This is a genomic window from Thermostichus sp. MS-CIW-15, from assembly GCF_054060575.1.
Window position 1 is genome coordinate 1 of record NZ_JBSSDI010000013.1, and the last position, 19,954, is coordinate 19,954.

22 protein-coding genes are annotated in these 19,954 nt (G+C 60.6%); 9 read left to right on the forward strand and 13 right to left on the reverse strand.

What is annotated here, in order from left to right; genetic code table 11:
* Nucleotides 1–394 precede the first annotated feature (394 nt).
* The 3 genes from ACVW0R_RS06395 to ACVW0R_RS06405 all read left to right on the forward strand — a co-directional run bounded on the left by ACVW0R_RS06395 (nucleotide 395) and on the right by ACVW0R_RS06405 (nucleotide 3,071).
* A complete protein-coding gene (locus tag ACVW0R_RS06395) occupies nucleotides 395–610 on the forward strand; it encodes a DUF2949 domain-containing protein (RefSeq protein WP_041438447.1) in 216 nt (71 codons plus the stop codon).
* Nucleotides 591–1,685, forward strand: a complete 1,095-nt coding sequence (gene mazG / locus ACVW0R_RS06400) for a nucleoside triphosphate pyrophosphohydrolase (RefSeq protein ID WP_099813021.1) — start codon at nucleotides 591–593, stop codon at nucleotides 1,683–1,685. Before ACVW0R_RS06395 ends, mazG begins: the two co-directional genes overlap by 20 nt.
* A 135-nt stretch (nucleotides 1,686–1,820) precedes the next feature.
* Entirely contained in the window at nucleotides 1,821–3,071 is a 1,251-nt protein-coding gene (locus ACVW0R_RS06405; protein WP_240527845.1) for an RNA-guided endonuclease InsQ/TnpB family protein, read from the forward strand.
* On the opposite strand, the gene ACVW0R_RS06410 is transcribed toward ACVW0R_RS06405, so the two are convergent.
* The 4 genes from ACVW0R_RS06410 to ACVW0R_RS06425 form a co-directional block, all read right to left on the reverse strand.
* Nucleotides 3,058–3,450: a hypothetical protein gene (locus ACVW0R_RS06410; RefSeq protein WP_143596971.1), complete on the reverse strand. Its 393-nt coding sequence runs from the start codon at nucleotides 3,448–3,450 to the stop codon at nucleotides 3,058–3,060. The genes ACVW0R_RS06405 and ACVW0R_RS06410 overlap by 14 nt on opposite strands.
* Before the next feature lie 578 nt (nucleotides 3,451–4,028).
* Nucleotides 4,029–4,847: a tetratricopeptide repeat protein gene (locus ACVW0R_RS06415; protein ID WP_011430823.1), complete on the reverse strand. Its 819-nt coding sequence runs from the start codon at nucleotides 4,845–4,847 to the stop codon at nucleotides 4,029–4,031.
* Between the two features lie 60 nt (nucleotides 4,848–4,907).
* Nucleotides 4,908–5,885: a PspA/IM30 family protein gene (locus ACVW0R_RS06420; RefSeq protein ID WP_011430822.1), complete on the reverse strand. Its 978-nt coding sequence runs from the start codon at nucleotides 5,883–5,885 to the stop codon at nucleotides 4,908–4,910.
* Nucleotides 5,886–6,195: 310 nt separating this feature from the next.
* Nucleotides 6,196–7,014 carry a hypothetical protein gene (locus ACVW0R_RS06425; protein WP_011430821.1) on the reverse strand — a complete coding sequence of 273 codons (819 nt, stop codon included), beginning with the start codon at nucleotides 7,012–7,014 and terminating at the stop codon, nucleotides 6,196–6,198.
* A gap of 103 nt (nucleotides 7,015–7,117) precedes the next feature.
* On the opposite strand from ACVW0R_RS06425, the gene ACVW0R_RS06430 reads away from it, so the two are divergent.
* Entirely contained in the window at nucleotides 7,118–8,380 is a 1,263-nt protein-coding gene (locus ACVW0R_RS06430; RefSeq protein ID WP_457501820.1) for a class I SAM-dependent methyltransferase, read from the forward strand.
* 134 nt (nucleotides 8,381–8,514) lie between these two features.
* The gene (locus ACVW0R_RS06435; protein WP_457501821.1) at nucleotides 8,515–10,005 is read left to right on the forward strand and encodes an Ig-like domain-containing protein; all 1,491 of its coding nucleotides are present in this window, start codon (nucleotides 8,515–8,517) and stop codon (nucleotides 10,003–10,005) included.
* A 67-nt stretch (nucleotides 10,006–10,072) separates the two neighbouring features.
* On the opposite strand, the gene ACVW0R_RS06440 is transcribed toward ACVW0R_RS06435, so the two are convergent.
* The 7 genes from ACVW0R_RS06440 to ACVW0R_RS06470 all read right to left on the reverse strand — a co-directional run bounded on the left by ACVW0R_RS06440 (nucleotide 10,073) and on the right by ACVW0R_RS06470 (nucleotide 13,777).
* On the reverse strand, nucleotides 10,073–10,333 hold the full coding sequence (locus ACVW0R_RS06440) for a SemiSWEET family sugar transporter (protein WP_041438445.1): 261 nt from the start codon (nucleotides 10,331–10,333) through the stop codon (nucleotides 10,073–10,075).
* A complete protein-coding gene (locus ACVW0R_RS06445; protein ID WP_011430815.1) occupies nucleotides 10,330–11,556 on the reverse strand; it encodes a class I SAM-dependent methyltransferase in 1,227 nt (408 codons plus the stop codon). Before ACVW0R_RS06445 ends, ACVW0R_RS06440 begins: the two co-directional genes overlap by 4 nt.
* Nucleotides 11,557–11,567: 11 nt before the next feature.
* Nucleotides 11,568–11,741: a hypothetical protein gene (locus ACVW0R_RS06450; protein ID WP_011430814.1), complete on the reverse strand. Its 174-nt coding sequence runs from the start codon at nucleotides 11,739–11,741 to the stop codon at nucleotides 11,568–11,570.
* A gap of 47 nt (nucleotides 11,742–11,788) precedes the next feature.
* Nucleotides 11,789–12,334, reverse strand: coding sequence for an NAD(P)H-quinone oxidoreductase subunit J (locus ACVW0R_RS06455; RefSeq protein ID WP_011430813.1), 546 nt, complete (start codon nucleotides 12,332–12,334; stop codon nucleotides 11,789–11,791).
* 1 nt (nucleotide 12,335) lies between these two features.
* Entirely contained in the window at nucleotides 12,336–13,070 is a 735-nt protein-coding gene (locus ACVW0R_RS06460) for an NADH dehydrogenase subunit K (RefSeq protein WP_011430812.1), read from the reverse strand.
* The gene (gene ndhC, locus ACVW0R_RS06465) at nucleotides 13,067–13,429 is read right to left on the reverse strand and encodes a photosynthetic/respiratory NAD(P)H-quinone oxidoreductase subunit C (RefSeq protein ID WP_011430811.1); all 363 of its coding nucleotides are present in this window, start codon (nucleotides 13,427–13,429) and stop codon (nucleotides 13,067–13,069) included. Before ndhC ends, ACVW0R_RS06460 begins: the two co-directional genes overlap by 4 nt.
* An 84-nt stretch (nucleotides 13,430–13,513) precedes the next feature.
* Nucleotides 13,514–13,777 carry a hypothetical protein gene (locus tag ACVW0R_RS06470; RefSeq protein WP_041438440.1) on the reverse strand — a complete coding sequence of 88 codons (264 nt, stop codon included), beginning with the start codon at nucleotides 13,775–13,777 and terminating at the stop codon, nucleotides 13,514–13,516.
* A 159-nt stretch (nucleotides 13,778–13,936) separates the two neighbouring features.
* On the opposite strand from ACVW0R_RS06470, the gene ACVW0R_RS06475 reads away from it, so the two are divergent.
* The 3 genes from ACVW0R_RS06475 (at nucleotide 13,937) to ACVW0R_RS06485 (ending at nucleotide 16,162) form a co-directional block, all read left to right on the forward strand.
* Nucleotides 13,937–14,593 carry an XRE family transcriptional regulator gene (locus tag ACVW0R_RS06475; protein WP_011430809.1) on the forward strand — a complete coding sequence of 219 codons (657 nt, stop codon included), beginning with the start codon at nucleotides 13,937–13,939 and terminating at the stop codon, nucleotides 14,591–14,593.
* 151 nt (nucleotides 14,594–14,744) lie between these two features.
* Nucleotides 14,745–15,557, forward strand: a complete 813-nt coding sequence (locus ACVW0R_RS06480) for an OmpA family protein (protein WP_457501822.1) — start codon at nucleotides 14,745–14,747, stop codon at nucleotides 15,555–15,557.
* 119 nt (nucleotides 15,558–15,676) lie between these two features.
* Nucleotides 15,677–16,162 carry an ATP-binding protein gene (locus ACVW0R_RS06485; RefSeq protein WP_011430807.1) on the forward strand — a complete coding sequence of 162 codons (486 nt, stop codon included), beginning with the start codon at nucleotides 15,677–15,679 and terminating at the stop codon, nucleotides 16,160–16,162.
* Here the strand turns inward: ACVW0R_RS06485 and ACVW0R_RS06490 are convergent.
* Together ACVW0R_RS06490 and murA are read right to left on the reverse strand one after the other, a co-directional pair.
* The gene (locus tag ACVW0R_RS06490; protein ID WP_457501823.1) at nucleotides 16,159–17,289 is read right to left on the reverse strand and encodes a geranylgeranyl reductase family protein; all 1,131 of its coding nucleotides are present in this window, start codon (nucleotides 17,287–17,289) and stop codon (nucleotides 16,159–16,161) included. The two genes, ACVW0R_RS06485 and ACVW0R_RS06490, sit on opposite strands and share 4 nt — an antisense overlap.
* A 121-nt stretch (nucleotides 17,290–17,410) precedes the next feature.
* A complete protein-coding gene (gene murA, locus ACVW0R_RS06495; protein WP_099813027.1) occupies nucleotides 17,411–18,856 on the reverse strand; it encodes a UDP-N-acetylglucosamine 1-carboxyvinyltransferase in 1,446 nt (481 codons plus the stop codon).
* Nucleotides 18,857–19,200: 344 nt separating this feature from the next.
* Here murA and ACVW0R_RS06500 point away from each other — a divergent pair, with 344 nt between their 5' ends.
* On the forward strand, nucleotides 19,201–19,854 hold the full coding sequence (locus ACVW0R_RS06500) for a DUF3386 domain-containing protein (protein ID WP_011430804.1): 654 nt from the start codon (nucleotides 19,201–19,203) through the stop codon (nucleotides 19,852–19,854).
* Nucleotides 19,855–19,954: the final 100 nt, after the last annotated feature.

Consider the following 19,954-nt stretch of genomic DNA (forward strand, 5'->3'; position numbering starts at 1 on the left):
ACAACTCTTTGCCGCAAATCCAAAGAATGAGTCGGCATTCCTTTCTCTCCTTCCTCTTGAATACCTGTACCCTATTTTAAATTAAAAGGCTGTACTTTTCGTCGGGGAAAGAGAATCGGCTCATCAGGGCACTGTCAATCGGCAGCGAGCTTGCTATTATACATTGACCTCACTGAATCCATTTTTTGTGCTCTTGGATACAGAGATCCCATCTGTCCCGGTAACGGGAGGGATCGCTTGGCGGAGCTGCGCTCGGCAAACCTGGCTTACTGCCTCTTGGCTTAGTTGCCGGCCAGATCTTTGCGGAAGCTCTGTAAGAGTGTTAAGAATGATTACACTAGTCTGTCATCCTCTCAGTTTTCCCACTTGTCCTTCTCAGCGCTGTGAAACGACTATGCTAGATCCCATTCCCCCTCCTGTCCTTGAAGAATACCTGTTGGAAGCGGGCATCATTGACCGCTCGCAGCTGAGCTTGGCCAAAAAGCTGCAGCATCGCCAGCAGGGGCCGCTGCTGATGATCCTTTTGGAGCTGAGTTTCATCGATCTCGAGCAGCTCAGGCGCCTTCTGGATTTGGGCCGCACCTACGACCATGCTCCAAACGCTGGATAGCCTTGAGCCCGATTGGCAACAGCATCTGGCCCGCTGGTCTGCGGCTGGGCAGGGATCCCTGCTGCTGAAAAGTTGCGGGAAGAAGGATCCGGCGGAGCTGCGTCGTTTTTTACAGCAGGTCTGCGCCCCTGTCCAAGCGTTGACCTTGCTCACAGAAGACTTGCAGATAGTGGGCGGCCCCCTGACGCTGCAAAGCTGGGATCCGCAGGCCACAGGCTCTTTTGCCCATCTTTATCTGGAGCGCTCTGCGTCTGCACAGCACCTCAGCCGCTTGGCGGCAATTGTGGCTCAGTTGCGCGCCCCCGACGGCTGTCCTTGGGATCGCGCCCAAACGCCTGAGTCGCTCACTCCCTATATCCTCGAAGAAGCCTACGAGACGGTGGCGGCCATTCGGGCCGGGGATCCGGCAGCGATTGCCGAAGAGCTGGGGGATCTGTTGCTGCAGGTGGTGTTGCAATCCCAGATCTTTGCCGAGCGAAACCACTTCGACCTGGAAACTGTAGCCGCGCGGATTGCCGATAAGCTGATCCGCCGTCACCCCCATGTATTTGGGGAGGCTCCGCAGTCAGATAGTTCCAGCCTTTCTGAGTTGCACCGCTCCTGGGAAGACATCAAGCAGAAGGAACAGCCGCAGCAAACCCTCGGCCAGAAACTGCTCCACTACGCCGAAAGTTTGCCCCCCCTGATGGCCGCCCTGAAGATCTCCCAAAAGGTGGTGGGAGCAGGATTTGAGTGGCCGACGGTGGAGGGGATCTGGGCCAAGGTGCGCGAGGAAGAGGCCGAACTGCGCCGAGAGCTGGAACGGGATCCCCCTGACCCGGCGCGACAAGAAGCCGAGTTGGGGGATCTGCTGTTTGCTCTGGTCAATTTGGGCCGTTGGTATGGGCTGGATGCCGCACAGGCCTTGACCCAAACCAACCTGCGCTTTGCCCGCCGCTTTTTGCGCCTGGAAGAGCTGGCGCGGCAACCAGCAGAAGCGGCATTGCCTAGCAGCGGCCAAGCCTCCCCTCTCCAAAGACTCACCCTCGCGGAGTTAGAGGCCCTCTGGCAACAGGCAAAGCAGGAGCACCCCTAATCCCTTCATCTAGAAACCGCAGGAGACCCGCCCTGTACCCCCCTATATCCCCTCCGTATACGGGGGGAGTGGGGGGCCGGGGGCCGGGCCGGTCAGGGCTGGGAGGAATGCGTTCCCATAAGGTACAGTAACAGTATGACCCAAACCCTGACTATCTCCTGCAAGCTCAAGGTGTCTGAGGCGCAGGCCGCCAAGTTGGATGCGACTCTGGACGCCTTTGCGCAGGCACTGAACTGGGTCAACCAAAGCACACCAGAGAAAGTCGTTAACGCAGTCAAACTCCATTCCCTTTGCTATTACGAGATACGCGCTCGCTTTGGGTTATCCAGTAATCTGGCGGGGCAGGTATGCAGGCGGGTGGCGGGGTCGCGCAAGGTTGCCAAGCAAAAGAACCGTCCAGTCAAGGCGTTCAAGGCGGGCTTCGTCACCTACGATGCCCGCATCTTCTCGTTCCGTGAAAAAGACTGGACGGTATCGCTAACTACGGTTGAGGGGCAGGAACGGTTTGAGCTGGCCATGGGTAACTACCAACGGGGCATGCTGGCCGGCACCCACCCAAAAGCGGCCACCCTGGTCAAACGGCAGGACGGTTCCTACTACATCCAGATTTGCGTCGAGCATGACCTGCCGGAGCCCCAGAACACCCCCAAGGCGATTGGAGTGGACTTGGGCAGAACAGATATTGCACACACCTCAGAGGGGGATAACTGGAGTGGACAGCAGTTGAGCCGGGTCAGAGACCACTACTCCCGGTTGAGAGCGGTTCTCCAACGCAAGGCCAGTAAGGGCACAAGGTCTAGTCGGCGGCGGTGCCGGCAGCTCTTGCAACGGTTGTCTGGCCGGGAGAGACGCTTCCAAACCTGGGTTAATCACTGCATCTCCAAAGCGATTGTGTCGAGGGTGCAGGCAACCCACAGCTTTATTGCCTTGGAAGACCTGACCGGGATCCGGGAGCGTGTCAACCAACAGCCGCGTAGCAAGACGGAGCGCCGGCGGTCGAATAGTTGGGCGTTCTACCAGTTGCGGCAGTTTGTGCAGTACAAGGCAGCAAGAGCAGGGATCCGGGTTGTGTTGGTGCCGCCTGCCTACAGCTCACAGACCTGCCACCAGTGCCTGTGGATTGGGCAACGGGAAAGGAAGCGCTTCCGTTGTGTCAACCCGGCTTGTGGTTGGGAAGGGGACGCAGACTACAACGGGGCAAATGTAATTGCGCTTTTGGGGGCTGCTGTAAACCAGCCCCCCTCAATCCCCCCGCCCCCCTGCCCCCCGTATACGGGGGGAGTGGGGGGCAGGGGCAGGGGGCTGGAAGGGGGGCGGTCGGAGCCGGGTAGTTTACTTATGTCTGAACCGGGAGACCTGCCCGCGGGATCCCTCAGCGATTGTTAGGCAAATTCTGGATGGGAACGACCAGCTCTTGCACAGGCAGAGCCAGCGGTTGGGCGGTATCGCCGATCAAGGAGCTGGATGGCACAGGAGGAGAAGAGGCTGGAACCTCGCCGACGGGGCGCAGTTGCCAGCGGATGATCTGCTCGCCGCGGTAAAAGGTCACCAGCAACTGATCCCCTTGCGGTTGGATCTGCCAGGTGCCGTCGCCGCTGGTAACCGAAATCTGCCCGCCGGAAAAGGGCGCATCCAACGCCGGCCCCGACTGCGTCCAAATGCGTCCGCCACCGGTTTCCAGAACCAGTTGCACCGTGGCCCCTTGCCCCTGACCGCTCAAGATCTGGCCAGTGCCACTCCAAACTTGGGTCTCTGTCTGAGCCACGGCGGGCTGCCCAAGCTGTAGAGCCATGAGCAACAGCCCTGCCCAGCTCCCCTGAGCTCGTAGTGCCCTCCTCCAACCAGGAGAGAGGAAAGAATAGCGAGAGAAAAAGGCCATTGCACTCACGTCAGTACCACACGCCGCGATAGAACTGAAACACAGCAGAGCGGGAGGAAGCTCGAGGAAGCAATTTTTTACACTGTCCCTCTCACAGTCTATCGAAACCGTCGGGATCCCTTCGCGTTCTCTTGGGCTTGGGTTGAGCTGGCTGCCGGGATCCTCAGTTGTCCTGATCCCAATTTAGGCAATCCCCGCCCCCCCAGACAGGCTGCAACCTGAGCCTCTGGCTGCGGGGATTCCTAGCAACCGCTTCGCCAATGCGCAGAGCCAAGTCCGAAACCATAACTCAAAGATGGCAATGTTGTTATTTCGATTTAGACTGAGGCACTGCGCCCGCCCCGTTTCCTCTTTTGAGGGAGTCGTGGGGGCTTTTCCTTTCTAGGATCGATGTCTCCTCTCAATTGAGATGAGATTAAGAATTGCTGCGATCCAGAGTTGCAGGGGAGTCTGCTGACAGCTCTTCAACGCAGAGAAAGGAAGCGCTCCAGGGCTGCCACCATCGCCGGTGGCCAACGACGGACGGTTTTCACCCACTCCAGGTCGGCATAGCGGGGATCCAGCCCTTGCACAGCCACCCATTGGCTTTCTGCTTCTCCCTGCCGGCCTTGCACCCAAAGAACAGCGCTGAGGGCAGCCCGCATATCCGGGAACTTCGGGTACTTGCGCACCAAAGCCCGCATCAGGCGCAAGGCAGCTTCCGTTTCTCCCACCTGATAAAGGCAGAGGGCGTAGTTGGCCTGGGCAAAGGCGTAGTCAGGAGCCAGCTCCGTGGCGCGACGGTAATCGGCCAGGGCCTGCTGCCACTCTCCCAGCGCTGCCTCGGCATTGCCCCGGTTGTTGTAGGCTGCCGCATCGTTGGGATCCAACTGCAACACCCGCTCGTAATCGGCAATGGCCTCCTGCCAGCGCCCTAGCCCCTCCAAAGCCGTCCCCCGATTTAGATAGGGATCTGGTGCGTTGGGAGCCAGGCGAATGGCCTCAGCATAGTCCTCCAAAGCCTCCTGCAAGCGGTTCTGGCTGACGCGGGCGTTGCCTCGGTTGCTCCACAGGGCCGGGTTGTCGGGCTGGCGCTGCAACAATTGGCTCCAAAAGGCCTCTGCCCGGGCAAAATCTCCCCGGTTGGTGGCAGCAAAGGCTTCCTCAAACAGCCGGTCAATCTCAGGATCGATCTTGGCACTCGCCGCCGCTGCCCCATTCGCTGACTCAGATCCAAGGGGGATCCCAAGCCAAAGCAGCACCAACAGCAGGGCAGCTAAAAGAGGGGATACTCTTGCCTTCATCGCCATTGCCAGTTGGCTCACTAGGTAGATGCTCCCCCATCTTAAGCCGCCGCCCCAGGCTTAGTTGTTCATCTCCCGTTCCAGCTTGGCCAGCGCGATCTGGCTTTCCAGGCGAGAAATGCCTTCGCGGAGGGTTGCCGCCTGCGCTTCAACTTCATCCAAAGATTTGCGAACCGCCTCTGCAGCACTCATGTGTTGGTTCCGCTGCACCAAAGCCTGGCGCGCCAGCTCGTCCTGGTCATGTTGGCTGGCCTTTTGGGCTCTGACAAACCAATCCTCGGCCTTTTGCAGCAGTTGATCGTACTGCCGTTCCAGTTGCTTGCGGCTGGCCAGCGTTGTGGCCAGGCTGCGCTGCAGTTGTTTGAGATCCCGCTCCATCTGGCGGATGCTCACCCTCTGCCGGCTGGGCTTTCTCCACAGCAGCTTGCTCAAGCCCACCATCACCACCGCGGTGGCAATGCCCACGCCCGCAGCCGCTGCCGGGTTTTCCCGCAGGAAGGAGCCGTCCAAAACGTTGGATCCCGCAAAGGCTGAGGTTTGCGCGGCTGTCTCCCGAAACTCCCAGGGCATCACCGGATTGCGTTGCTGCCAAAAACCTCGTCGCGCCGCCTGGGCCAATTCTTGAGCTTCCAAGTAGCGCTCCCGGTTGGCCCCGTACAAAAAGCGCTCATAAACCACCGCCTGCCCCTGGCGCAACATCTCCAAATTCACCAAACCCTCGGCGTTGTACACCTGGGCAATGTGCAGCCCTTCTGGCGTGACGTAGAGAGTATCCACCTGCACCAGGGATCCCGGCGGCAGCAGGCTTTGCAAAGCTTCCTGCGAGAGCCGCCCCCAGCGCCCTTGCGTCAGCTCTGGGGCATCCACATAGGCAAGACGAAAACGGGTTGGCCTGCCGTTCAAGTCTGCCCAAAAGGTGTCCCCATCCACCACCGACCGTACTCGCGCTGTCCCAGAAGATTGGGCCGCTGCAGGGAGGACAAACCAACTGCCCGAAAGGACAGCCGCCATCATCAGGAGAGAAGTTCTTGAGGCCATGGGGATCACTCCTATTGTGCAGAACAACAAAAGTTAAGAAATAATAAGAAATGGGGAAGCTGCGGGAACTTACCGAAAGCCTGGAGCGTCTTCACGAACCGGAAGCAAGAACGATAGCCGCCCCTTCTTCGAGGAGAGGCAGCGGGAGCAACACTTCGCTTGCGCCAGAGAGAGCAGATTCTCTGACGCAGGGATCGGTCCTGTGAAGAAGACGGCTTCCAGGATGACAATTTGGGTTAGAGTTTAGCTCACCTCTTGGGGCAACGTCACAGCCCTAGAGCGCAATCTTTGCCCAGTTAGGGGATTGGAATTACAGGCGCAAGCGGTAGGGCTCTTCCTCGGGAAAATCGGGCAGAGGAGGTGGGAGAATCTCGATCTCGCCGGTGGGCAGCGTCCGCAGCACCGTCCCCAATTGGGTCAGTTGTTCCAGAACAAACTGGCGGGTATCCCGGTCGCTGGTGGCATTGAACACGCTCAGCCAGACATCGAAGCGGGAACGGCGGCTGAGGGGGCTGCGGGCGATGTTGTCCCCCAGTTGGCGAAAGTCGTCGCCGGGCAGGCCCACCTGTTCCCGCCAGGCGGCAGCTTGGTAGTAGTCGCGGCGGCCCGCTTCCGCATCCCCCAAAAACATGAAGTTGATCAAGGCGCGATCCACGTAGAGCCGCCAGGCGTCGGGATTGTTTTGGGGGTTAAACTGCTGCAGGCCGCGATCCAAAATCTCGACAGCTTTTTCCGGCTGGCCGGCCCGATAGGCCAACACCAAGCTAGACAGCCGGTAGCCCAAGAAAAAGTTGGGATCCAGTCGCAGCATGTGGTCGAAGTACTCGTAGGCGAGGCCGTAGCCGGTTTGGGCACGAGCAGGGGCGTCGCCGTAGTACTGGATCAGCTCCAGCCACAGCCAGGAGGCGCCCAGGTTGCGGTAGCCCAGCCAGCCCAGGGTGGTGGCCAGGGCGATGTTGCGGTTTTTGCGGGCCTCGGCATTTTCCAGGGCCTCTAGGTTGATCCGCTCCAGCATCGGCACCTGCAGCCGCACCACCAGGATCCCGCACAGCAGCGCCCCGCCCACGGCGGCCAGGGTGCCTGCCAGGGAGAAACGGGAGCGGCGACGGGGCAAAGCAGCAGCAGTCATAGCCAGTTCTGAGCGGATCCCTCAACGGCTACACTCAATCATAAATTCATCCTGCCTTTGCATCGACCGCTCTCTCGCTCTCTGTTGAGCTTTTCCTCTGCGTATGACCAGATCCGCCCTCTCGGCTGCAGACCGGGCCCTCAGCCTCTACGAGGCTCTGCCCTACCCCAACGTGCCCCTCTCGCAGTCGGCCCGCAATGCCCTGGGGGAGATGTTCAAGATGAGCTATACCACCGCCCAGTACCTACGCACCCACGCCCTCGTCCCGTCCGAGGGCAAGGTGATGCTCAACGCCGGCTGTGGCTCCGGCTGGGAGACGCTGATGATGGCGGAGGCCAATCCGGGCGCCCAGATCGTGGCCTGTGATCTGTCGCCGGCTTCGGTCAAGCTCACCGAGGAACGCCTGCGGCACCACGGCTTCACCGATGTCCAGTGCTACGTCCTCAACGTGCTGGAGCTGGATCGCCTGGGGATCCAGTTCGATTTCATCAGCCTGAACGATGTTTTGTATTTGTTGGCGGATCCCACTGAGGGCTTGCGGGCGATGAAAAAAGTCCTCAAGCCCGAGGGCATCATTCGCGCCAATCTCCACAGCCGCCGCCAACGCCAGGTGTTTCTCCGCCTGCAGGCAGCTTTGCAAAAGGTGGGGCAATTCGACGTCCCGCCGGCGGTGGGGGCGCAACATGTGCGGGAGTTCATGGGATCCCTGCAGGAAGAGGTGGCCAAGGCGGTGCTGTGGAACCCGGCCAGCTATACCGAAGATGCCGCCATCATGAACAACTATCTGCTCTCCAACGACAAGGGATTCACGATCCCCGAGGTGTTTGGCATGTTGCAGCAGGCGGGGTTGGGCTTTTTAAGCCTGGTGGATATGCCCGACTGGTCGCTGGAGTCTCTCTTTAAGCAAGTGCCGGAGTTTGTGCAGCAACGGCTGGAAACCCTCAGCGTCATGGAGCGGCTGCACCTCTACGAGCTGATCCGGCCTGCCCATCGCCTCATCGACTTTTGGGCCGAGCACGCCGGCTCTTCCCTGGTGCTACCTTGGACGGATGCAGATTGGTTGGCGGGATCCGTGCAATTCAACCCCCTGCTGATGGACAACGCTCGCTTCCACCAGGAGTACAACAAGGCCCTGCAAGAGAACTGCACCTACGAAATGCAGTGGACAGGGGCCACCCACGGGCGGATCCGCATCCCTGCCGAGAAGGTGAAATGGCTGGCCCCGCTGCTGCAGGGGCCAACTCCGGTGGCAAAGCTGATTCAGCGGGTCGTCGAGTTGGGATCCCTGACGGAAGAACAGGCAACTGACGAGGTGCTGACCTTCCTGACGGCGTTGGAAGACTTTCTATTCGTCATGCTGCAGTAGAGCCGTTTTCCCGTTCCCGACCAATCCCAACTCCCCTCTCCCTCTGGGAGAGGGGTTGGGGGTGAGGGCAGTGGCGCGGAGTGCCTGGGAAGTGTCTTAATCTGGTTTGAGAGGTCGAAAACTGTACGACTCGGATGTCTGCCTGGCCGGCACGTCGCTTCTATGCAGCTCTGCAGCGAGGGCTGACCCAGCCCCTGGATCGCTGGGTGGCCGGGATCACCCTCTGCAACTTGGCGGTTGGGGTGATCTTATTTTTGCTGGGCAACCACACGGCCCCCTATGTGCGGGACTTTAACTGGCAACAGCAGCGGGTGGGATCCCAGGAACTGCAGATGGTGCTGACCTTCAACCGCCCTATGGATGCGGACAGCGTTGCGGCCAACCTGGAGATCCAGCCGCCTCTGCCGGGCCGGATGCGCAAGCTGGGCCGCCGCTTTTTTTGGACGCTGACAGAGCCGGCCCCCTACGGCCAGACCTACCGGGTGCGCCTGCAGGCAGCCGTGGATGAGCGGGGCCAGCCCATGGCGCGGCCTTTTGAGGGCGAGTTTCGCACGCCGGATCGGCAGTTGTTGGGGATCGGCACGGAAGCAGACCAACGGGGGCGGCTGTTGCTCTTTAACCTGGAGACGGGATCCACCACTTTGCTGACGCCGGCGGGGCTGAAGGTTACCCAGATGCAGCCCAGCGCCGATGGCCGCTTCGTCTACTACTTTGCCACCGCCAGCACCATCCAGCAGCAGGATCTCTACCGCCTGGATCTGGAGGATCTGTCTTCCCGGTTGCTGCTGGACCACCAGGGCTACCAAAACCTGCGCTTCCAGGTCTCGCCGACGGGGGAGCTGGTGGTAGCGGAGCGGATCCCCCTGCAACGGGATCCCCTGGCTCCCGTCCAGACGGAACTGGGGATCCAGAAAAGGAGCCGGGATCCCTTTGAGCGGCTGGATCTGGATACGGCTTTGGGGGGAGACTTTTTCATCAGCCCTGATGAGAGCAGCCTGCTCATCTCCCAGGGGCAGGGGGTGGGGATTGTGCCCTTGCAGCCGCGGGCGGCAGCGGAGAGCTTTTTGGCCCAGTTCGGCCAAACCTTGGCCATCCGTCCCGATGGGGCTTTCGGGGCTTTGCTGCGCTTCAATCCCGACTACACCCGCAGCCTCTTTATCGTCAGCAATACCGGCACCAGCGAGGAGATTTGGGTTACCGAGGGATCCGTAACCAAAGGAGCTTTTTCGCCGAGGGCACCCGTCTTTTACGGCTTGGTCAGCGAGGCCGAGTTTGTTGGTGAGGGCGCGTTGGCATCTCTGGCCTACACCGAGTCCCCCCGCTTGCTGGCAGTGGTGTTCGGCAGCGGCGTCGCGGCCCCGGCGGGCAAGACCGTAGAGGTGGGGCGGGCCGACTATCCCTTTGAGCTGGACTTCAGCCTTTCCCCTGACGGCCGCCTGTTGGCCTACACGCTTTTGGAGCCCTTGCAAGAGGAGATCCCGGATCCCTGGGCCCCCTTTAGCCGCACTGGGCAAGCGATCCGCAGCGGGCAAGTGTGGCTGGTGGACTTGCAAGATGGGCTGCCGATCCCCAACAGCCGTCGCCGCCTGCCGCTGAGCAGCAGCGCACTGGCCTGGATCCCTTAGTCAGGAGGAGTTCTAGGCAAGCAAGGCCTAAAACCCAGGCCAGATGCAGAGCAACTCTCCTCTCCCCCTAGCGAGCCGAGGTTCTCAGTTTGGTTAGGATAATCACTCCCACCAGCGCCAGGGTTACCGTGTTGGCAAGCAGGATGACCGCATCTTGGCGCAACAGGCCGTACAGATCCCACATCAGGATCCCTGCCCCAAACAGCAGCAGGTAGCTCCAAGAAAAATCGTCCGCCTTTTGGCTATGCCAAGTTTTCCAGGCTTGCGGGAAGAAACTGGCAGTGGTCAGAGCAGCAGCCGATAGGCCCACCCAAAAGGTGAGGTTCATAAGTGTAGCTCCGGCTCGACAAAGCCCTGCAGCGGCTGGGCCGCTTCCGCCTCGCTCAAGCCCTTGGCCTGCAGCAACACCCCAAAGCTCCCCAACCCCAGCGGATCCAGCAGAGCGTGAAGGGCATGTCGCCGTTGCAACACCTGGCCCAGATCCCCCCCCTCGTCGCCAACTTGGCCGAGGGCGGCCAGCCTTTCCGCCAATCCCAGGTTCACCAAAAAGCAGCTCTGCTGGGTGAAGCCCAGGCACTTGAGCCCCAGAGACTCCCCCACCTGCTGCAAGGTGGTAAAGTCCACGTGGGCAGTGAGATCTTGGGATCCCACCCAGACATAGGGATCCGCGTAGGTGCCGTGTTGGCGGTAGGCCAGGAGCGTGCCCTGGAAGCGCTGGGGGCTGTAGTAGCGCTGGGCGGTGTGGCCGTAGTCAAGGGTGAGCACGTAGCCCCGCCGCAGCTTGCGGGCCAGAAGCTGGAGCCACTCTAGGGCCTTGAGGTTGACCTCCGTTTGGTAGCCGGAGGGATAGGTGGCAATCGGGATCCCCAGGCGGGCAAAGTACGCTTCCAGCGCGGGCGTAGAGAGATCCCCTAACACTTCTCGGAAGCCCTCCCCCTCCGCCCAATCCACGTAGATTTCTCGCAAGGCCCCCGCCTGCACCTGCACCCGATGGACTGGGAAGGCGTCCACCAGCTCGTTGGAAAAAAAACAGCCGGTTACCGAACCATCTGGGATCTCGTCCCACTCTAGCCAGCGCACCTTCTCGCCATAGCCGGCCAAGCGCTCCTGCTGTAGCCGCCGCAAAAAAGCAGAGCGCTCGAGGATCCCGTACTCCAGGGCTTGCCAGAAGTCGGGCCAATTGGAGCACACATAGGCCAGCCAATCTTCGGCCAGGCGCCCGCTGCCCGCCCCCATCTCAATCACCGCAAAATGGGGAGGGGATCCCAAAATGTGCCAGAACTGGAAGATCTGCTCAGCCAACAGTTGGGCAAAATCCGCCGCCAAGTGAGGGGAGGTGCGATAGTCCCAGCCGAGGGGGAGATGCTCCCGCTCGTAGTAACCCAGACCTGGCTCGTAGAGGGCCCACTCCATGAACTGGGCAAAGGTCACGGGTCCTCGGGCGCGAATGCGGCTGCCGATCAGCTCTGGCAACCTCCGGTCGGCCTGCGAGGGCGACAAGGGCAAATCCGGATTGCCCAAGCCTAAGTCTTGCCTAGAAGGGCTTACCAATGGGGATAGACTCACTTGTTCAAGGGACGACGCCAATTTTGGCGAAACTGGCGGTTGGTCAAGAGCAGCAGTGGCCAGAGGGCCGACACCGCCCACTTTCCAGAGCCTGAGTAGATGCGATCCGCCTTGCGGGCTGAGTACCAAACTCCCCCTGCGTAGATTGCCAAGAGCAAAAAAGGCCACATTTCTCTCACGTCCTGCGAACGCTGCTCAGCCGGTTAAGGGATCCCCCCTAGTAAGCGTCCTGCAACTCATAGAAGTCAGGCGTGATATAGTCCTTGCGCAGCGGCCACCCAATCCAGTCTTCCGGCATCAAGATCCGCTTCAAGTTGGGGTGTCCCTCAAAGATGATGCCGTACATGTCATAGGTCTCCCGCTCCTGCCAGTCCGCCGACTTCCAGATCCAGTACACCGAGGGCACCCGCGGATCTTGGCGGGGCAGCTTCACCTGAACCCGCACCTCCTGCGGCCGATCTGCCCCGTCCGCCAGTTTGATCAGGTGATAGAGGCTGACCAGGGGTTGCCCTGCCCCCAGGTCGTAGCCGCACTGGCACTCCAGGTAATTGAAGCCGTAGGCATAGAGGGCAGTACACACAGGCAAGAGAAAATCCCGCTCCACCTCCAGCAGCTCCACCCCGGCGGCATCTCTGCCCAGGTACTGATGGTCAAAGCCGTTATCGGCAAGGAACTGGGAAACCGGCCCCCGTTCCAGCGTCGCCAACGGCTCTGTCGGCTCGGCTGTCGAGGACGGCTTTTGCTGGGCTTTGTCCTCTGTCATCTCACATCCCTCCCCGCAAAGCTTTGAGCTGCTGTTCCGCCTGCTTGAAGTCGGCAGTCTGCAAGGCCGGAGGCACCGGCAGGCCAATAGCCGCCGCCAGTTCCGGTGGAGGAGCTTGGCGGGTCTCGCTCTCCAGATACTTGCCGGTGATGATCTCCGGCACCGGCTTGAGGTTGTGCTTGACCGTGTAGTAGCGGTGGGTTTGTTGCAGGCGGCCCCGCTCCCGCATGTCTTCGGCGGCGATCTTCTTGCGCAGCTTGACAATAGCATCCATGATCGCCTCCGGACGCGGCGGGCAGCCGGGAATGTACACGTCCACAGGGATCAGCTTGTCCACCCCTCGCACCGCCGTGTAGGAATCGGAGCTGAACATGCCGCCGCTAATGGTACAGGCCCCCATGGCGATCACGTACTTCGGCTCAGCCATTTGTTGGTAGAGCTTGACCAACGCTGGGGCCATTTTCATAGTGACCGTGCCCGCCGTGATGATCAAATCAGCCGTGCGCGGCGAAGAACGGGGCAACAGGCCAAAGCGGTCGAAATCGAAGCGGGAGCCCAGCATGGCTGCAAACTCGATGAAGCAGCAGGCAGTGCCGTAGAGGAGCGGCCAGAGGCTGGACATCTTCGCCCAGTTGTACAGGTCGTTAACCGTGGTGAGAACGACGTTGTTCGAGAGGTCTGTGGTAACTTGCGGGGCAGACGCCGGAAACAAGACTTCCGGCTCCTGAGAGGTCATGACCATTCCAGCGCTCCTTTTCTCCAAGCGTACACAAGGCCCACCACAAGGATGGCGATGAAAATCAGGGCCTCCACAAAGGCCAGCAGTCCCAAGCGATGAAAGGCCACCGCCCAGGGATAGAGGAACACGGTCTCCACGTCGAAGATCACGAAGACCAGGGCGAACATGTAGTAGCGGATGTTGAACTGGATCCAGGCCTGGCCAAACGGCTCCATCCCCGACTCATAGGTGCTGCGGCGCAGGGATCCCCGCCGCTTTGGGGCCAAGAGCGCAGAAGCTCCCAGAGCCAAGACCGGCAGCAGAGCGCAGACGATCAGAAAGACCAGCAAATACTCGTAGCCGGATAAGACAAACACGACGCCAGACCGCCTCAGGTGCTCAACATTTAGATACGTTTTCAGTATAGAGCCAGTCTGCCGCCTCCCGGCGCTGCCCGATCTTTAGTTCTGCTGATGGTCTCGATTGCGGGAGTGGCGTTTCTCCAGCCAACCCCACACCCCACTCAGCAGGGCTCCAGCCATCAGGATCCCCAGTGCCGGCTGGAACAAAGGCAACCACAGCCGCAGCCAAAGTTTGTAGCCCAGCGGGATCCCGATGAAAGCTCCCGTTACCGAGAAGACAAACCAGACAAACCCGGCAAACACCAGAAAGACCAGGGCAATGAGAAAATGATCCAGCCAGCGTTTCCAGTCTGAGACGGTCATAGGGAGCAAGCCAGAGCAGGTGAAGTCTCTCAGATCCTACTACTGGAAACCCTGCCCTCTTCCCTCCAACCCAGCATAAGCCCCTGCCCCTCACGAGGGTTGACTTGTCAACAGGTAGTGGTAGAAATTTAGTTGTACACAACCCGTAGCGTTAAGCCGATGTCCACCTCCTCTGATTCCTCCTTTGCCGACCGTTTGCGACAGGTGATCGGCGATGAGGCCATTTATGCGTTTGGGCGGCGGGCCGGCATTAGCGATACAGCCTTGCGCAGTTACCTCAAGGGATCCGTGCCCGGCATCGACAAGGCCGTGAAAATTGCCCAGGTGGGGGGGGTGAGTCTCAGTTGGCTGATTACGGGGGAGGGATCCCCGCGGCTGGAGGCTGGCGACGCCAAAACGGAGTATGTATACGTGCCTCTGGTGGATGTGGTCGCCTCGGCAGGGGCGGGGGCGCTGGTGCGGGAAGAGTCCATCGAGTCGGTGCTAGCTTTTGAGCGTAACTGGCTACGGGCCCATCTGAAGGGGAACCCGGATGGGCTCAGTTTGATTCGGGTGCAAGGGGACAGCATGTCTCCCACCTTGGAAGATGGCGACTGGATCTTTGTCGAACGGCAAAAAGAGCTGGGGGGTGAGGGCATCTACGTCTTTCAGAGGGATGGCGAGCTGTGGGTCAAACGGCTGCAACGCCTGTCAGGATCCCGAGTAAAAGTTATCAGCGACAACCCTCGCTTCCCGTCTTTTGTGGTCGATTGTGCGGATCCCGTCAACGGCCTGATCCTCATAGGACGCTATCGGGGCCGTCTCAGCTTCGACTAGGCTTTTGCCGAGGATGGCGGGAAGGGGTAGCCTGAGCAGCCCCTAATCCCCTTGGCAAGCTGCGGTCGCCGGATAGGATCGACTCTAGGCGTTGAGTTGAGCCCGGTTTTCGCTCCTCGCCTGCGCCCATCTAGCCAGAGGTTTGCCTGCGATGCCCCGCCCATCGGAACGTGCAACGGTCTTTCTCAATCTCTCGAGTGGGATCCTCCTGGTCGGCAGCGGCATCTGGGCGGGAATGGTGCTCCCGCAGCCGCTTCAGACCCAACCGCTGCCAGTTCCCCAGCCGCAGGCCAACACGCCGCCGCTCCTGCCCACCCTGTCTCCACCCCAGGCCAGTCTCCCAGCGGTGAGCCCAGATGCAGATTCACCAAAGGGGAATCCAAATCACGGCGGCTCCACGGATCTGGAAAGGGAGATTCGAGAACTCCGCCAGCAGGCCATCCAGCTTTTGATCCGCGTTGAAGAACTGGAGTCGCGGCTGCAACGGCTGTCTTCCCCAGCAGCGGCCCCTGAGCCGAGGCGAGAATCGGCCACCACTGCCGAGATCGCCCCGGAGGGAGCAAGCGTCCCTGCCCCCACCGCAACGCCGACCCCTACCTCTTTTCAGGTGGGAACCCGAACCATTAGCCTGCCGGGCGATCTGCTCTTCGACTTCGACAAGGCCGAGATTCGGCCTGAGGCGGCCTCCCTGTTAGCAGAAGTGGCCAAATCTTTGCGGGAAATGCCCGGCGCCCGCGTTCAAGTCAACGGCCACACCGACAACATCGGTTCCTTGAACTATAACCTCGTCCTTTCCCTGCGCCGCGCCAACGCTGTGAAAGACTACTTAGCTAACCTGTTGCCGGAAGACCACCCCATCAGCTGGACAACCTCTGGCTTTGGCCCCACCCTGCCGGTGGCCGACAACGATACGGAGGAAGGGAGACAGCGAAACCGCCGCGTGGATCTCATCATCGCCCCCTAGTGGCCCCCCCCAAAGTTGGGGGTTGGCAGGCTTGAACAGCGCCTTAGTCTAGAATCAACTGGTCCGATCCCTGGTGGGGGCGAGGGCCCAGGCAACAGTCTGAGCTTTGGGGTTCGATTTTGAACGCGGCAGGGATCCCGTCGGGGGAAAAGCAGACCTTTGCGCTGAGAGTAGACACAACCCTGGATGCTCTCAGCCAAGTTTTGACGTGGTTTGAGTCTTTCCGCGACGCCGGCATTCCGGGCCCCATCTGGTTGGAATGCCAGTTGGCCTTGGCGGAGGGCTTTACCAACGCCGTTCGCCATGCCCACCGCACTTTGTCTCCCAGTACACCCATCGATATCGAGCTGGTTCTGATGCCCCAGGAGCTGGAGCTGCGCATCTGGGATCAAGGGCAGGAGTTCAACTTGGAGGAATTCTTCCAGAACCGAGCAGCCAGCAGGCCCCCCGACGCCGAGGTCGAATCCGAGGGGGGACGGGGTATTCGGCTGATGAAGGCTCTCTCCACCCACCTGAGCTATACTCGCCAGGCAGATGGCCGCAACTGCCTGCTGATCAGCAGGCGCTTCGACGATCCCGCCCCCCTCTCCCAGCGGCCGGCCTAGGCCAACAGGCCAGCGCTCAACTGGCGAATGGCCGAGCTGGCCACATCGCTGTAGCGCAGCTCACCGGCCAAGATCTGGCCCATGCGCCGAGTGGCTCCCGGTCGCTTGACGCCTACCCTGTAGCCGACGCCCGGAAAGCGGTAGAACAGCGCCGCGATCCGCTTGGCCCAACGCATCTCTGAGCCCCACTCCTGCTGCACGCGGGCGGAGTAGTTCGCCAGGGCTTCGGTATCTCCCGCCAGGGCTTGGTCGATGGCCTGCGCTGCCAGCATGCCAGTGAGGAGGGAGGGGCGGATCCCTTCGGCGGTAAACGGATCGACGACACAGGCAGCATCTCCCACCAGGAGGGCATTTTGGCTGTGCAGGGGTTGATCCCCCTCCCAAAGACAGATGGGATGGCCAAACTGCCTGACCGATTTCAAGTCCACACCAAAGCTTTGGGCATACTCGGCGGCGATTTCCCGCAAGTTTTGTTTTTCGCCACCCCGAAAGGTGCCTGCCCCGATGGAGTAGCCATCGGCTTTGGGGAAGTTCCAAATGTAGCCGTTGCTCACGGCGCCAAAGTCGAAATGGGCGGCTGCGGTTTTTGGCTCTGAGACGGGCACTTCTGCTTCCAGGGCGGCAGCCAGGCGGCGCTGCCGGTTTTGAAAGCCGAGCCACTTGGCCATCGAGCCTTTGGCCCCATCGGCCCCGATCACATACCGACCCCAGACCGGGCCGGTGGCTGTCATCACTTGCCAGCGGTCGCTCTGCCACTCAATGCCGGAGACGGGACATTCCGTCTGGAGTGCTGCCCCCTGCTTTTGCGCCTGCTGGATCAAGTAATGGTCGAAGACCTCCCGCCGCACCATCCATACCGGCTCTTTCAGATCCAGGTCGGCCACGACCGGATCCCCGCCCCGCCAGGTGTAGCGAATTTGCCGGATCTTCAGCGAAATGGCGGGATTGAAATCGAAGTCAAACCAGGCCGCCACCATGGGAGAAACGCCGCCGCCACAGGGTTTGTAGCGGGGCAAAGGATCCTTCTCCAAGACCAGCACCGAGCGCCCCCGCTTGGCCAGGTGATAGGCGGCCGAGCCGCCGGCAGGGCCAGCGCCGACGATGACACAGTCGTACACTTGGGACATGGCTCTCGATCCCCAACCCCTTCTCCCTGAATTTGGGCTGTCGGCTCCTAGCCTACCGCATCCTTTTTCCCTCAAGAAAACAAGGGGGAGGGGGCCGGCGGATCCCCCCAACGGCGTAGGCTCAAGTGGGCCAATTCTGCAATGGGATCCCCTTTCCATCAGCTTGTTCAGGCTGAGGGGTGGCCGGGATCCCTGCCGGGTTGTTACAGCGATACACCTTGGCCCCAACGCTGCGCAGCTTTTCATCGATAGCTTCGTAGCCGCGGTCGATGTAGTGGAGCCCGTGGATAGTAGAGCAGCCCTCAGCCGCCAGGCCAGCCAACACCAGAGCTGCCCCCGCCCGCAAGTCCGTGGCCACCACCGGCGCTCCCGACAGCGACGGCACCCCCCGGACAATGGCCACCCGGTTCTTGAGACGAATATCCGCCCCCATGCGGTTGAGCTCGGGAATGTGGTGCATGCGGTTTTCAAACACCGTCTCCTCGATGGTGCAACTGCCCTCGCTCAGGGCAGCCAAGGCCATGATCGGCGCCTGCACATCGGTGGGAAAACCTGGATAGGGCAAGGTTTGGATATCGGTTGCCTGGCAAAGCCAGCCCGAACTGAGTTGAGCCGGGGCAATGCGCAGCCGGTTGGGGCCTTCTTCCTCCACCCGCAGCCCCATGTCGCGCAGCTTGGCAATCACCGCTCGCAGGTGATCCGGGATAACAGGGCCAACCGTGAGTTCGGAGCGGGTGATGGCCCCGGCAATGAGGTAGGTGCTGGCCTCGATGCGGTCGGGAATGACCGTGTACTCGGTGCCGTGCAGGCGCGGCACCCCTACCACCACAACCGTATTGGTGCCCACGCCACGGATGCGGGCTCCCATCGCCTGACAAAAACGGGCCAAGTCGGCCACCTCCGGCTCTTGGGCAGCATTTTCAATCACCGTTTCCCCTTCGGCCAGCGTAGCGGCCATCATCAGCGTCTCGGTGGCGCCGACGCTGGGATAGTCAAGGTAGATGCGGGTTCCCACCAGCTTGCGGGCATAGGCATGAACCACGCCGTGCTCGATTTGAACCGTTGCCCCCAACGCTTGCAGGCCCCGCACATGCAGATCCACCGGACGCGAGCCGATGGCACAGCCGCCGGGCAGAGGAACTCTGGCCACTCCCAGCCGCGCCAGCAGCGGCCCGATGATGAAGAAGCTGGCCCGCAACTGGCTGACCAACTCGTAGGGCGCCTGGGAAGTTTTGAGGGAGCTGGCGTCCAGGTCAAGGGTATTGCCCACATGGGACACCTTAACCCCCAGGCTGGTCAGGATCTGCCCCATGCGTTCAATGTCCAGCAGGCGCGGCACGTTGTGAATTCGGCAAGCTGCAGGAGCCAAAAGGGATCCCGCCATGAGCGCCAAAGCTGAGTTTTTCGCGCCGCCGATGGGAATGTGGCCGCTCAAGGTCTGCTTGCCGACAATTTTCAGCACTGGCCCCATCATCTCCGGCGGGGCTGCCACTCTGGTCTGGGCCGGCGACAGGTTAGGCGCTAGGGATTCCGTCCTGCCGACGCGATTGTCAAAAAAATCTCTCAATCTTCCTCCTCACCCACCAAAAATAGAAAGGCTCTTTCCAGAGAATACTCCGGGGATCAAAGCAGCAACTAAACTTGCGGGCCAAAACTTAGGGTGACGAAGGAAGAGAAGCTCCAGTGGCTATGCCTCTATCCTAACAGCGGCGGATGGGCAATTAGCTATGTCAGCTCTTTGTGGCGCGAAAACCCCTGGCTGATCGCTGTGGGGAAGCAGGCCCTGGGCGTAGAGAGTATGTCAACAAACGCAGGTTCCTGCCGCGGGCGGCTAGGGGGATAGCCTGGCAGCAAGGGGCAGTATGATGGATGGTCATGAGAAGCGCTTGCCAGTAAGACAGGAGACACTCGATGACCGCGACCCAAGTTTCTGCCGAAGAGTTGTTTCGGGCCGCCTACGAAAATCGCTACACCTGGGATCCCGACTTTCCGGGCTACAGCGCCGAGGTCACCTACTGGGATGGGGAGCGCACTTTTGTGGGCCAGGTGCGAGTGGGGGCAGACCTAAAAGCGACGGTTACGGGCGTGGAGGATGAGGAAGCCCGGAAAGCCATTCACAATCAACTTTGGGAGATTGCCGTTCACCGGGTGCGCCGCAGCTTCGCCGAGACCCACGGGAACAACACTTTTCGCTATGGCCAGATCCTACCCGATGGCACCGTGGAGATCCTGGTGGGCGGCAAAGCCGAAGGGGATCGCTACCACGTGCGCGACAACCAAGTTACCATGGTGCATCGGCATATTCACGGTATGGTGGTTACTATTCACACCTTCAGCAGCCACGACACGGGCGAAGGCTACCTCTCCCACCGCTACGACTCCGTCTATCACGACGCCAAGACTGGCGAGCAGAAGGGTGGGCGCAGCCAATTTGAAGATCTCTACACCAAAGTGGGCAAGTACTATATCCTCTCGGAGCGGCGCATTCAAACAGAGACGGAAACCGGCCCTGTGGAAAAGCGCTTTACCTTCCGCAACCTGGCGTTGCTGGATGCGGGGGCCTGATTGGCCAAAGGCCAACGGAAAGCCCGATAATCTCATTTGTGGCAGCAACGCCCCCCTTAGATAGAAGAAGTGGGGGATCCTGAGCTATGCTTTGAGTATT